Consider the following 13,070-nt stretch of genomic DNA (forward strand, 5'->3'; position numbering starts at 1 on the left):
TTTCTGAGAGTTCGTCGCTCAGACGTCGAAGCGGCTGACGTCGCGCACCGCGCCCTTGTCGGCGCTGGTCGCCATCGCGGCATAGGCCTTGAGCGCCGTCGTGACGTTGCGCTTGCGCGGCTTCTCCGGCTTCCAGGCCGCCTTGCCCTTGGCTTCCATGGCGGCGCGACGCGCAGCCAGCTCCTCATCGGAGATGACGATGCGCATCGAGCGGTTCGGGATGTCGATCTCGATCGTATCGCCTTCCTCGACCAGGCCGATGGCGCCGCCAGCCGCGGCTTCCGGCGCGACATGGCCGATGGAGAGGCCCGAAGTGCCGCCGGAGAAGCGGCCGTCCGTCACCAGCGCGCAGGCCTTGCCGAGGCCGCGCGACTTCAGATAGCTGGTCGGATAGAGCATTTCCTGCATGCCGGGGCCGCCGCGCGGTCCCTCGTAGCGGATGATGACGACATCGCCCGCCTTGACCTTCTTGTTCAGGATGCCGAGCACGGCGTCGTCCTGGCTCTCGAAGATCACGGCCGGGCCGGTGAACTTCAGGATCGATTCGTCGACGCCGGCGGTCTTCACGACCGAGCCGTTCAACGCGATGTTGCCCTTCAGCACGGCGAGGCCGCCATCCTTCGAGAAGGCATTCGGCACGTCGCGGATGGCGCCCTTCTCGCGGTCGAGATCGAGCTCGCTCCAGCGCTTGTCCTGGCTGAACGCGACCTGGGTCGGCACGCCGCCGGGCGCGGCGCGGTAGAACTCGCGAACGCTCTCGCTGTTGGTCTGGCGGATGTCCCAGCGGGCGATCGCCTCGGCCATGGTCGAGGAATGCACGGTCGGCAGGTCGAGGTTCAGCAGGTCACCACGCGCCAACTCGCCGAGGATCGCCATGATGCCGCCGGCGCGGTGGACGTCCTCCATGTGGACGTCCTGCTTGGCCGGGGCGACCTTGCAGAGCACCGGGACGTGGCGCGACAGGCGGTCGATGTCGTCGAGGTCGAAGTCGATCTCGCCCTCATGCGCGGCGGCCAGGATGTGCAGCACGGTGTTGGTCGAGCCGCCCATGGCGATATCGAGCGTCATGGCGTTCTCGAACGCGCCGAACGAGGCGACGTTGCGCGGCAGCACGCTCTCGTCGTCCTGCTCGTAGTAGCGGCGGGTGATGTCGACGATCTGGTGGCCCGCCTCGACGAACAGGCGCTTGCGATCGGCATGGGTCGCCAGCGTCGAGCCGTTGCCGGGCAGCGACAGGCCGAGCGCCTCAGTCAGGCAGTTCATCGAATTGGCGGTGAACATGCCCGAGCAGGAGCCGCAGGTCGGGCAGGCGTTCTGCTCGATCAGCTTGACGTCGGCGTCCGAGACGCTCTCGTCGGCGGCGGCGACCATGGCGTCGACGAGGTCGAGCGCGTGCAGCTTGCCGTCCGAGAGGACGACCTTGCCGGCCTCCATCGGGCCGCCGGAGACGAAGATCGTCGGGATGTTGAGGCGCAGCGACGCCATCAGCATGCCGGGGGTGATCTTGTCGCAGTTCGAGATGCAGACCATGGCGTCGGCGCAATGGCCGTTGACCATGTACTCGACCGAGTCGGCGATGATCTCGCGCGAGGGCAGCGAATAGAGCATGCCGTCATGGCCCATCGCGATGCCGTCGTCGATGGCGATCGTGTTGAATTCCTTGGCGATGCCGCCGGCCTTCTCGATCTCGCGCGCCACCAGCTGGCCAAGGTCCTTCAGGTGGACGTGGCCGGGGACGAACTGCGTGAAGGAATTCACCACCGCGATGATCGGCTTGCCGAAATCACCGTCCTTCATGCCGGTGGCGCGCCAAAGGCCGCGCGCGCCGGCCATGTTGCGGCCATGGGTGGAGGTACGGGAGCGATAGGCAGGCATGGTGAACCCTCGATCTGCAGCGATTTCCCTCATATAGGGCGCCGCCGGTCGAGCGGAGCGTCCGAGGGAGGAAGTGGATAGGGTTGGTTGCACCAAAGATGACGGGATGTCGAGAAAATTTCTCACGCCCGGCCTTGCATGAGCAGGGTCCGAGTGCCATGTCCTGCTGACGAGTGGGGTCCGGGCCCCTCTGGCGGTGAGTCGCCCACCGCGATGTCGGACCCTTGAGCCTATTGGCCCGGCGACCTGTGCTCGTGATCCATGGATATCGTTTCGTTGTTCGATGCCGAGTTTCTCGGCAAGTCTGCGGCTGCGTGGGCGCTCTTCCTGGGCGTCGTCGCCGTGCTCCTCATCCTTGACCTCGGCGTCCTGAACCGCGGCGACAAGGAGATCGGCATCCGGCGCAGCCTGATCCTCTCCTCCTTCTACATCGGTGTCGCCCTGCTGTTCGGCGCCTGGGTCTGGTGGGACCACGGCGCGGAATCCGGCATGCTCTACCTGACCGGCTTCGTGGTCGAGAAGAGCCTGGCGCTCGACAACATCTTCGTCATTTCGCTGATCTTCAGCGCCTTCGCCATTCCGCGCGCCTACCAGCACCGCGTGCTGTTCTGGGGCATTCTCGGCGTGCTGGTGCTGCGCGCCATCATGATCGGCCTCGGCGCGGCGCTCATCTCGTCCTTCGGCTGGATCCTCTACATCTTCGGCGCCTTCCTGATCCTCACCGGCATCAAGATGCTGTTCGCCGGCCATGAGCCGATGGACCTGGAGAACAGCCGCATCCTGAAGCTCGTGCGCAAGGCGATCCCGGTCTCGCCGTCGCTGGACGGCCACCGCTTCTTCACCCATGTGAAGAAGGCCGACGGCAAGATGCACTGGGTGGCGACGCCGCTATTCCTGGCGCTCGTCTCGATCGAGATCGCCGACATCGTCTTCGCGGTCGACAGCGTCCCGGCCGTGTTCGCCATCACGACCGACCCCTATATCGTCTACACCTCGAACATCTTCGCCGTGCTCGGCCTGCGCGCGCTCTATTTCGCGCTCGCCGCCATGGTCCACCGCTTCGACTATCTGAAATACGCGCTGGCGCTCGTGCTGGTCATCGTCGGCGGCAAGATCTTCTGGACGCACCTCGTCGGCCCGGTGAACACCTTCGTGTCGCTCGGCTCGACCATCGGCATCCTCGCTGCCGGCGTCCTCCTTTCGCTCTGGAAGACGCGCAAGGAGGACAAGGCGGTGGCTCAGGCCGGCGCCAGCGACGTCTCCACCAGCCGCACCCAGTAGGATGCGCCGATCGGCAGGGCTTCGTCGTTGAAGTCATAGGCCGGGTTGTGCAGCCCGGCCGAATCGCCGTTGCCGATGAAGATGAAGGCGCCGGGCCGCTTCTCCAGCATGTAGGAGAAGTCCTCGCCGCCCATCATCGGCGCCACGTCGCGCTCGACGCGATCGGCGCCGACGACCTCCGCCGCCACGTCGGCCGCGAAGGTCGCGTTGGCGGCGTGGTTGACGGTGACGGGATAGTTGCGGTCGTAGTCGACCTCGATACGGGCGCCATAGACGGCCGCGATGCCGGCCGCAATCTCGCGAATGCGCTTCTCGGCGAGATCGCGCGTTTCCGGCGTCAACGTCCGCACCGTGCCGCCGAGATAGGCGGTCTCGGGAATGATGTTGTGCGCCTCGCCGGCATGGAACTTCGTCACCGACACGACGACGGAGGCGAGCGGATCGACCGAGCGCGAGACGATGGTCTGCATCGCCTGCACCAGTTGCGTGCCGACCACGATCGGATCGATGCTCGCATGCGGCTTGGCGGCATGGGCGCCATGGCCGGCGATGACGAAATTGAACTCGTCCGTCGCGGCCATGATCGGACCCGGGCGAATGGCAAACTTGCCAAGGTCGAGCCCCGGCATGTTGTGCATGCCATAGACCTCGTCGATGCCGAACCGCTCCATCAGGCCGTCCTCGATCATCGCCTTGCCGCCGCCGCCGCCTTCCTCAGCCGGCTGGAAGATGACGACCGCCGTGCCGTCGAAATTGCGGGTCTCGGCCAGATATTTGGCGGCGCCCAGCAACATGGCCGTGTGACCGTCATGGCCGCAGGCGTGCATCTTGCCGGGAACGGTCGAGGCGTAGGGCTTGCCTGTAACTTCCATCAGCGGCAGCGCATCCATGTCGGCCCGGAGGCCGATCGTGCGCGAGCCATCGCCGCGCTTGCCACGAATGACGCCGACGACGCCCGTCCGGCCGAGGCCGGTCACGACCTCGTCGACGCCGAATTCCTGCAATCGCTCGGCGACGGTCGCGGCGGTGCGGTGAACCTCGTACAGGATCTCCGGGTGGCGGTGCAGGTCGTGCCGCCAGGCGGCGACTTCGTCCTGATACTCGGCCAGACGGTTGACGATCGGCATTCCGGAACTCCGCAGGTCACAACGCGAAGTTCCACTCTAGCTGCGCCGCAGCAGAAAATCACCGGTGCGATCGCGCCGCTGGTAAGGTCAGCCCGATCGATCGTCCGGCCCACCGGAGGGGTCCGTCTCCTCGCCATCGGGCTCGGTGGCGGAACCCGGCTTCTTCGAATGACTTTCGGAGGTAGAGGTCGAGTGCGCGCGCGATGGCGAATGGCTGCTCGCGAAGGCCTGGCCACGCGCCTCGGCAAATCCGGATCCGCCGCTTTCCGAGAAGCCGGCATGCCGGGAGAACCCGTGCGTGAACTCGACGCTGTGCCAGAAGCGGGGGCCGTCGCCGCCGACGGAGTCTTCCTCCGGATCGAAGGGGGCGGAGATCGGCATGATCCGCGCGCCCCGTTCGGCCAGTTCCGCCTCGACGACGGGATCGCGCCGGATGCGCAGATGCTCGCCGAGAAGCTGGGCGGGAAGCTGCTGGTTGCCGAGCAGCCAGGCGAGGCGGACGAGCTTTGCCGGGGTCTCGGCCGAAATGTCCGCCAGCGGCTCGGCCGCCGCCTCGACGGCGATGACGCGGCCATCCTCGAGCAGGAGACCGTCGCCATGGTGGAGCGCTTCCCTGGCCGGGAGGTCGAGCAGGAAGGAGACGCCGCCACGGGCCGACATGGCGAGGCGGCGGCGATGGCGCGCCTCATAGTCGAGCAGCACAGTGTCAGCAGGTGTCCCGGCCCAGGTACCGGCCGGGAGAACGGAGGTTGCGCGGATCAATTCAGCACCTCTTCGAGTTAGCCCCGCACCGCCGGCACATCGGGAAGTTCCGAAAAAACGGCAAAACGGTCGGAGGCGCGCTGCGATGCCAGACCCAATCGATATGCGTTTTAATGCATAACGCAGCGTCACGCCATCAAAAGGCAGGGTGATTTCGGCATGCCGGGGTGAGTCTTTGGCAGAATTCGGCCTTTTCACGCCAAAGCGCCTGCCGAGGCCGGGGACCGCCCGAAGAGGCATTTCGATCCATTTTCCAATCACTTCGCGATCGTGATCGATGTTTGCCAAACCGCCGCTTTGCCAAGCACCGCGCAGATCGGTTATTCAGAACCGACGCGCCGGCCCTGCCGGCCTCTCGATATCCCGAGACGGACAAAGCCCGACATGCACTTTCTGACCCGATCGATTGCCCGGATTCTCGCCCTGTTCCTGCTGATCGGCTACGGCGCGAACTCAGCCATGGCAGTCGAGGCGCCGTACATCGTCGTCGATCTCGACAGCGGCAAGGTGCTGGCGGAGCGCAACCCGCACCAGATGTGGTATCCGGCTTCGATCACCAAGCTGATGAACGCCTATGTCGTGTTCAAGGCCTTGCGCGACGGCCGCGTCAAGCTGTCGAGCCAGGTCGTCGTCTCGCGCCACGCCCTCGATGAGCCGCCCAGCAAGATGGGCTTCAAGGTCGGCACGATCATCGACCTCGACAATGCGATCAAGATGATGCTGGTGCATTCGGCCAACGATATCGCCATGGCGATCGCCGAGACCATCGGCGGCAGCGAGCAGGGCTTCGTCGCCATGATGAACGCCGAGGCGGCCCGTCTCGGCATGGCCTCGACCCATTTCATCAATCCGAACGGCCTGCCCGGCGAAGGCCAGTACACGACGGCGCGCGATCTCGCCGTGCTCGCCCGCGCGCTCTGGACCGAGTTCCCCGATCGCCGCGAGCTCTACAGCATCACGGCGATCCGCTCCGGCAACCGCGTGCTCAAATCCGCCAATTCGCTGCTCGAGCGCTATCCGGGTTCCAGCGGCATGAAGACGGGCTTCATCTGCGCCTCCGGCTTCAACGTCGTGGCAACCGCCTCGCGCGGCGGCAACACGCTCGCCGCCGTCGTGCTCGGCGCGCCGAACGCCAAGGACCGGGCCGAGCTCGCCGCGCGGCTGATGAACCAGAGCTTCGGCAGCCTCGCGCTCACCGGCTCGCGGCCGTCGCTCGCCAGCTATCGCGGCAATTCCCCCGTCGGCGAGGCGATCAACATGCGGCAGGACATCTGCGGCAAGAAGGATCGCGGCGAGCACGAGGCCGATGGCGGCCAGAACGCGGCCCTGCCGAGCGCGCTGCAGCCGCGCGTCCAGCTGATGGAGCCCGTCGTCGTCTCGATCCTCGGCGTCCGCAGGCCGGACGGCTCGATCATGACGCCGCAGGAAGCGGAGGCGGAGGAGATCGCCGCCGCCGAGGCAGCCGCCGCTGCGAAGGCCGCCAAGAAGCAGAAGGGCGGCAAGGCCGGCAAGAAGGAAGCCGACAAGAAGACCGCGACCAAGCCGACCCCGCGCGAAAAGCCCGTGAAGGCCAAGGCGACGGACAAGGCGCCCGCCAAGCCGGCGTCCAAGCCCAAGATCGAGATCGGCGTGCCGTTCGATTCGACCGATTTCGCGCCCCTGCCCGACGCGGCGCTCGCCGTAACCCAGTGACCGAGAATTCAGTGACTGCCGTGCCCGAAGCCGCAAAGGTCCGCCAGCGTCCGAAGCCGATCCCGCTCACCGTGCTGACCGGCTTCCTCGGCGCCGGCAAGACGACGCTGCTCAACGGACTGCTCAAGGACCCTGCGCTCGCCGGCACGGCCGTCATCGTCAACGAATTCGGCGAGATCGGCCTCGACCACCTCCTGGTCGGCGAATCCGAGGACGGCATCATCGAGCTGTCGTCCGGCTGCCTATGCTGCACCATTCGGGGCGAGCTGGTGACGACGCTGGAGAACCTGCTCCGGGCGATCGACAACCACCGCATCGAGCGCCTCGACCGCGTCGTCATCGAGACGACCGGCCTCGCCGATCCGGCCCCGGTGCTGCAGAGCGTGCTGCTGCATCCCTATCTCTCGATGCGCTACCGGCTCGACGGCGTCGTCACGGTGGTCGACGCCGTGCATGGCGCCCGCACCCTCGACATCGCCGACGAGGCCGTGCGGCAGGTCGCCGTCGCCGATCGCATCGTGCTGACCAAGACCGACCTGGAAGGCGCCGATCCGGCCATCATCGCGCGGATCCGCCAGCTGAATCCCGGCGCGCGCATCCTCGACGCCGCGAAGGGCGAAGCGCTGGCGCCGTTTCTGTTCGACACGCAGCCTTTCTCGACCGACGGCAAGATCGGCGACGTCGCCGGCTGGCTGGCGGCCGAGGCGCATGACCATGGCCACGATCACGACCATGCCCACGGGCATGAGCATGGTGACCACGGCCATCACCACCACGGCCATGGGCACGACCACCAGCATGCAGGCGACGTCAACCGCCACGACACCCGCATCCGTTCCTTCACGGCGACGCGCGCGACGCCGATCGGCCGCCATGCGCTGGACGATTTCCTTGACCGCATCGCCCGCGAGCATGGCGACCACCTGCTGCGGCTGAAGGGTCTCGTCGCGACCACCGATGCGCCAGGCCAGCCCCTCGTCATCCAGGCGGCGCAGACGATCTTCCATCCGCCGCAGCGCCTGCCGTCCTGGCCGAGCGACGACCACCGCTCGCGGCTGGTCCTGATCGTGCGTGATCTGCCGGAATCAGCCGAGCACTGGATCGTCGCCGCCTTCTCCGACCTGCCGCAGACGGATATCGCCGACGCCGCCACCATGGCCGACAATCCGCTGGCGATTCCCGGCTTCTCCGGCACCTTCCGACCCTAGTCATCCAATTCCGCATCAGGCGATCGGCGGTGCGGCGGCGCGCCGCCCGAAGAAAGCCCGCCTATGCCCGGGAACCGAACGAACGAGCGGTCGTTGACGCCCCAGATGCAACCGGAAGGAAACTGAGATGTCGATGAAGATGCTCATGCTCGCCGCCGCTTCGATGGCGCTCGCGCTGCCGCTCGCCCCGACCGAGGCGCTGGCCGTCTCGAAAAGCCACGCGCAGACGACCTGCATCAACGCGGCCGCGACCAGCAACAATGCCCTGCGCGGCAACATACACATCCGCCGCGCCAAGCCGCATGGCTCGGGCTACGAATTCGGCCTCGTCGTCGATGGCCGCGAGCTCAACTGCATCGTCGCCAAGAACGGCAAGATCCAGTATCTCCAATAGAGCTCGGAGCGGTCGCAGGCCCCCTGCTCCGACCGCCGTCTGGCGTGACAAGCCCCGCTCGTCACGCCAAAAAATCCCGGCCATGATGCCGGCCCCTCGGAACCATCCGAATCGGAGCCGGCATGCCCCTCGTCCTGACGCTCTGCGGCAGTCTGCGCGCGCATTCTTCCAACCGGGCCCTGCTGGATGCGACGGAACGGGTCGCTCCGGACGGCGTGGCCTTCGACCACTTCACGACGATCGACCGGCTGCCGCATTTCAATCCCGACATCGAACAGGCCGGCCTGCCGCCGAACGTGGCGGACCTTCGCCGCCGCGTCGGCGCCGCCGACGCCATCCTGATCTCCTGCCCGGAATATGCGCGCGGCATTCCGGGTTCCTTCAAGAACGCGCTCGACTGGCTGGTCGGCGGCTCCGAGTTTCCCGACAAGCCAATCGCGCTCTTCAACGCCTCGCCGCGCGCCTCCGACGCGCAGGCGCAGCTGCGGCTGGTGCTGACGACGATGTCGGGCCGCGTGATCGAGGATGCGACGGTCACGGCGGCTCTGCTCGCCAAGGGGCTGGACGCCGGGGCGATCGCCGCCGATCCGGCGATCCGATCGCAGCTCGTCGCCGGACTTGGACGCCTGATCGCGGCGATCGACGCGGATCAGACGGGCTGAGCCGTCGCGCCGCGCTCGATCAGGAAGCGCAGGAGCGGCCGGCCGGGGTCCGCGCTCCGCTCCTGCCGCACCAGCCGATGGCAGTCCTGCTGGCAGAGATGCGGAATATCGATCGCTGCCATCGGATCGGTCGCCTCGACCAGGAGCGTCTCGCCGGCCGACATCGTGACCAGCCATTTGCGCGCCTTCAAGACCGGCAGCGGACAGGCAAGCCCGCGCGCATCCAGAGTGCGGTCGGCGCGCCAGGAATCGGCGTCATCCTCGACATCGTCACGCATGGGGATCGGCAAATCTCCGAACAGAACACCTGCAATCGGCGGCGAACGCTTTCTTAAAGCAGAAAGGGCTAGAAAACACCCTTCGTTGCCGGGGCTACCCGGCAGCGCGCGGGTGGGGACTTCTGAACGGGAGCTGCGCGGTGCGACTTTCCTTCGTCGGCTGGGTCGAGCGCTGGGCGCCGGCGGCGCTTCGGGCGCGCCTCGTCCGCTTCGCCGCCATTGGGGACAGCATCGTCACCGGCCGCGACGACCGGGCCGTCGCCCAGCGCATGGCGCTCACCGCCTTCGCCATCCGCATCGTCAGCGCCGTGATCGCCTATCTGAGCCAGGTCCTGCTGGCGCGCTGGATGGGCGATTTCGAATATGGCGTCTATGTCGTCGTCTGGGTCGGCGCCGTCATCATCGGCGGCCTCGCCTGCCTCGGCATCCAGACCGCCGTGGTCCGCTTCGTGCCGGAATACGCCGCCCGCAACGAGCTGGCACTTTTGCGCGGCATCGTGCTGGGCAGCCGCGCGCACGGCCTCGCGACGGCGACGCTGATCGCCGCGATCGGCCTCGTCGGCATCGCGCTCTTCCGCGACCAGATCGCCAGCTACTACGTCATGCCGCTCTATCTCGCGGCGATCTGCCTGCCGATGCTGGCGATCGGCGAGATCCAGGACGGACTGGCGCGCGGCTTCAACTGGGCCGACCTGGCGCTCTGGCCGACCTTCATCATCCGACCCGTGCTGATCATCGCCTTCACCTTCCTGGCGATCGAGTTCGGCGCCGTCGCCGACGCGACGACGGCGATGGCGGCCGCGATCGTCGCCACCTACCTGACCAGCCTGCTGCAGATGGGCGCCCTCGCCTACCGGACGCGCAAGGTCGTGGCGCCCGGCGTCCGGCATTATCGCTCGATGACGTGGATCGCCGTCGCCTTCCCGATCTTCCTGGTCGAGGGCTTCTTCAACCTGCTCACCAATGTCGACATCCTGATCGTCGGCCAGCTGCGCGCGCCGGAAGAGGTGGCGGTCTATTTCGCGACCGTGAAGACGCTGGCCCTCGTGCATTTCGTCTATTTCGCCGTCCGCGCCGCTACCATGCAGCGCTTCTCGCAATATTACGTGTCAGGCGACCGGGCGCGCTTCGAGGCGACGGTACGCGATTCGCTGCACTGGACCTTCTGGCCGTCGGTCGCGGCCGTGCTGGTGCTGCTCGTCTGCGGGCGCTTCCTGCTGTCGATGTTCGGCGAGAGCTTCGTCTCCGGCTTCCCGCTCATCTTCATCTTCGCCATCGGCCTGATCGTCCGCGCCTCGATCGGACCGGCCGAGAGCATCCTCACCATGGCCGGCGAGCAGCGCATCTGCGCCGCCGTCTATGCCGGCACGTTCCTCGTCAATCTGATCCTCAATTATTCGCTCATCCCGCATTTCGGCCTGGCGGGCGCGGCCACCGCCACCTCGCTGGCCCTGATGCTGGAGACGCTCGCCGTCTATCTCGCGGTCCGCTGGCGGCTCAATCTCCGCTGTTCGATCGTCCATGTGATCGGCCGGCGCGGCACGATCGCAATGGTTCCGCGTCGGGAGGAAGGGGCGTGACGGCCGCCCGATCGGGCTCGGTGGACCATCCGGCCGAGGAGAACCCCTTCTTCGCACCCGCCTTGCTGACTGCGGCGCTCGATCATCTCGCCGATGGCAAGGTCGAGCTCGTACTGCTCGCCGGGGACGACGACGCGGCGATCGCGCTGGCGCCGATCCACCCGACCCGGCTTGGCCGCCTTGTCCCGGCCGTCGCCGTCTGGGTCCATTCGCTCGGGCCGCTCGGCACGCCCCTTCTCGACGCCGGCGATCCGGATCGCGCCGCGGCCGGCCTGATCGCCGCCATGGACGGCGCGGCGCCCGGCCGCCGCATTCTCGAATTTCCCTATCTGCCGCTTGCCGGCCCGATCGTCGGAACGCTGCAGCTTCAGGCACGCCTGCAGGGGCGCCCGATCGCGTGGATCGGCACGCACCAGCGCGCCATCCTGCGGAGAAATCCCGGCGACGGAACCGGCCTTTTGCCGGCCATCGCGCCGAAGAAGCGGAAAGAGCTGGCGCGCCAGTTCCGCCGTCTGGCCGAGCTCGGCAGCGTCACCACCGGCCATACGAACGAGCCGGAGGCCGTTCTCGCCGCGCTGGACGAGTTCTTCGCGCTGGAAGCGAGCGGCTGGAAGGGCCGGCGCGGCACCGCGCTCGCGTTGCGTCCGCAAGAAAAGGCATTTGCAATTGCCGCGGTCACCGAGGCCGCACGGACGGGCGACGTCGCCATCGACGCGATCCGGCTCGACGGCCGCGCCATCGCCATGCTGATCAGCTTCCGGGCCGGTGCCTCAGCCGTCACCTGGAAGATCGCCTTCGACGAGGCCTATGCGCGCTTCTCGCCCGGGGTCCACGTCATGCTGCAAGCGTCGGAACGGCTCGCCGGCGAGGCGGGGATCGACTGCATCGACTCGCTCGCCGTCGCCGATCATCCCATGGTCGACCACCTCTGGCCCGACCGGCTCGAAATCGGCACGCTGGTGATCGGCCCGAAGGGCGGCAGCCTCGCCTATAGGCTCGGCCTGGCGCTGGCGCGACTCGAGATCCGCGCCCGGCCGATCGTGAAAAACCGGATCCGGGAGGCGCGAAAACTCGTCGGGACCGCCCGGGCGCGTCTCAGACGATCTGCATCCAGTGGATCGCCAGCAGGCTGATCGCACCCAGCGACAGCAGCGACAGCACCACCGTCGCCGTCACCCGCAGCCCGGCCCGCGCCACCGCGCGGATATCGACGCCGAGCCCGAGCGCCGCCATGGCGAGCACGGTCAGGAAGCTGGCGACGGAGCTGGCCTGGACGGCGACGGCAGCCGGAATGACGCCGAGCGAACGGAGCGCTCCGAGCGCGAGGAAGCCGAGGATGAACCACGGCACCATGTGGCGGAGCGGCAGGCGGCCGGCGGCGCCCTCGGAGCGTCCGGTCGTCCGGCCTTCGAACAGCGACAGGACGAGCACGACGGGCCCGAGCATCAGCACGCGCAGCAGCTTGACCAGCGTGCCGGTATGCAGGCTGACGGCGGAGACCGGCGCGGTGGCGGCGAGCACCTGCGGCACGGCATAGACGGTGAGCCCCGCCAGGACGCCATATCTCGTATCCGACAGCCCGAGCAGCGGAACGAGAAGCGGCAGCGTCAGCACGACGACGACGCCGAATACCGCCGTGAAGGCGATCGCCGAGGCGACATCCTCGCCGTCCGCGTGAATGACCGGCGCGGCGGCGGCGATGGCCGAATTTCCGCAGATCGAGTTGCCGCAGGCGATCAGGATCGCCATGCGCTGCTCGAGCCCCATCAGTCGGCCGATGCCGTAGCTGACGAGGATCGCAAGCGCGACGACGGCGGCGACGCCGAGGAGCAGGGTCACGCCCTGCGCCGCGATGACGCTGGCGCTGATCGAGGCGCCGAGCAGCATCACCGCCACTTCGAGCAGGGTCCTGGCGCTGAAATCGACGCCGGGACGGAAGCCCTTGCCGGGCTTCCAGCAGGAGCGGACGGCGACGCCGATCAGGATGGCGAGCACGACGCCGTCGAGCCAGGCGCGGCCAAGCCAGGCGGCTTCCAGCGACTGCAGCCCCAGCGCCGCGACGGCGACGGCGGCGGTGAGCGCCAGCCCGGGGGCGAGGGAATGGAGATGGGAAGAGAATGAACGTGCTGTAATTTTCATGCACGCAGGATGCTATTACCCGTCATAGCAATCCATTTCGGAATATAATACCATTCGTTCGACCCAATCGAA

General features: G+C 67.4%; 12 protein-coding genes. 7 read left to right on the forward strand and 5 right to left on the reverse strand.

Annotation, left to right across the window (positions count from 1 at the left end; translation table 11 throughout):
- Window positions 1-18: 18 nt before the first annotated feature.
- Window positions 19-1,875, reverse strand: a complete 1,857-nt coding sequence (ilvD, locus tag K32_RS19375) for a dihydroxy-acid dehydratase (RefSeq protein WP_201401077.1) — start codon at window positions 1,873-1,875, stop codon at window positions 19-21.
- A 261-nt stretch (window positions 1,876-2,136) separates the two neighbouring features.
- Between ilvD and K32_RS19380 the strand changes: the two genes are divergently transcribed.
- Window positions 2,137-3,156, forward strand: coding sequence for a TerC family protein (locus K32_RS19380; protein WP_201401078.1), 1,020 nt, complete (start codon window positions 2,137-2,139; stop codon window positions 3,154-3,156).
- On the opposite strand, the gene K32_RS19385 is transcribed toward K32_RS19380, so the two are convergent.
- Together K32_RS19385 and K32_RS19390 are read right to left on the reverse strand one after the other, a co-directional pair.
- A complete protein-coding gene (locus K32_RS19385; RefSeq protein ID WP_201401079.1) occupies window positions 3,114-4,283 on the reverse strand; it encodes a M20 aminoacylase family protein in 1,170 nt (389 codons plus the stop codon). The genes K32_RS19380 and K32_RS19385 overlap by 43 nt on opposite strands.
- A gap of 87 nt (window positions 4,284-4,370) precedes the next feature.
- Window positions 4,371-5,045, reverse strand: coding sequence for an urease accessory protein UreE (locus K32_RS19390; RefSeq protein WP_211201069.1), 675 nt, complete (start codon window positions 5,043-5,045; stop codon window positions 4,371-4,373).
- 384 nt (window positions 5,046-5,429) lie between these two features.
- Between K32_RS19390 and K32_RS19395 the strand changes: the two genes are divergently transcribed.
- The 4 genes from K32_RS19395 to K32_RS19410 all read left to right on the forward strand — a co-directional run bounded on the left by K32_RS19395 (window position 5,430) and on the right by K32_RS19410 (window position 9,001).
- Entirely contained in the window at window positions 5,430-6,737 is a 1,308-nt protein-coding gene (locus K32_RS19395; RefSeq protein WP_201401080.1) for a D-alanyl-D-alanine carboxypeptidase family protein, read from the forward strand.
- 11 nt (window positions 6,738-6,748) lie between these two features.
- On the forward strand, window positions 6,749-7,945 hold the full coding sequence (locus K32_RS19400; RefSeq protein ID WP_244669626.1) for a GTP-binding protein: 1,197 nt from the start codon (window positions 6,749-6,751) through the stop codon (window positions 7,943-7,945).
- Window positions 7,946-8,072: 127 nt separating this feature from the next.
- Window positions 8,073-8,339 carry a hypothetical protein gene (locus K32_RS19405; RefSeq protein WP_201401081.1) on the forward strand — a complete coding sequence of 89 codons (267 nt, stop codon included), beginning with the start codon at window positions 8,073-8,075 and terminating at the stop codon, window positions 8,337-8,339.
- 122 nt (window positions 8,340-8,461) lie between these two features.
- Complete coding sequence (locus K32_RS19410) at window positions 8,462-9,001, forward strand: NADPH-dependent FMN reductase (protein WP_201401082.1); 540 nt, start codon at window positions 8,462-8,464, stop codon at window positions 8,999-9,001.
- Here the strand turns inward: K32_RS19410 and K32_RS19415 are convergent.
- Window positions 8,989-9,279, reverse strand: a complete 291-nt coding sequence (locus tag K32_RS19415) for a sulfurtransferase TusA family protein (RefSeq protein WP_201401083.1) — start codon at window positions 9,277-9,279, stop codon at window positions 8,989-8,991. The two genes, K32_RS19410 and K32_RS19415, sit on opposite strands and share 13 nt — an antisense overlap.
- 140 nt (window positions 9,280-9,419) lie before the next feature.
- Here K32_RS19415 and K32_RS19420 point away from each other — a divergent pair, with 140 nt between their 5' ends.
- Both K32_RS19420 and K32_RS19425 read left to right on the forward strand, forming a co-directional pair.
- On the forward strand, window positions 9,420-10,859 hold the full coding sequence (locus K32_RS19420) for a lipopolysaccharide biosynthesis protein (protein WP_201401084.1): 1,440 nt from the start codon (window positions 9,420-9,422) through the stop codon (window positions 10,857-10,859).
- Window positions 10,856-11,992, forward strand: coding sequence for a GNAT family N-acetyltransferase (locus K32_RS19425; RefSeq protein WP_201401085.1), 1,137 nt, complete (start codon window positions 10,856-10,858; stop codon window positions 11,990-11,992). The genes K32_RS19420 and K32_RS19425 overlap by 4 nt, the downstream gene beginning before the upstream one ends.
- Here the strand turns inward: K32_RS19425 and K32_RS19430 are convergent.
- Entirely contained in the window at window positions 11,955-12,998 is a 1,044-nt protein-coding gene (locus K32_RS19430; RefSeq protein WP_201401086.1) for a YeiH family protein, read from the reverse strand. The two genes, K32_RS19425 and K32_RS19430, sit on opposite strands and share 38 nt — an antisense overlap.
- Window positions 12,999-13,070: the final 72 nt, after the last annotated feature.

Source organism: Kaistia sp. 32K (assembly GCF_016629525.1).
GTDB lineage: Bacteria > Pseudomonadota > Alphaproteobacteria > Rhizobiales > Kaistiaceae > Kaistia.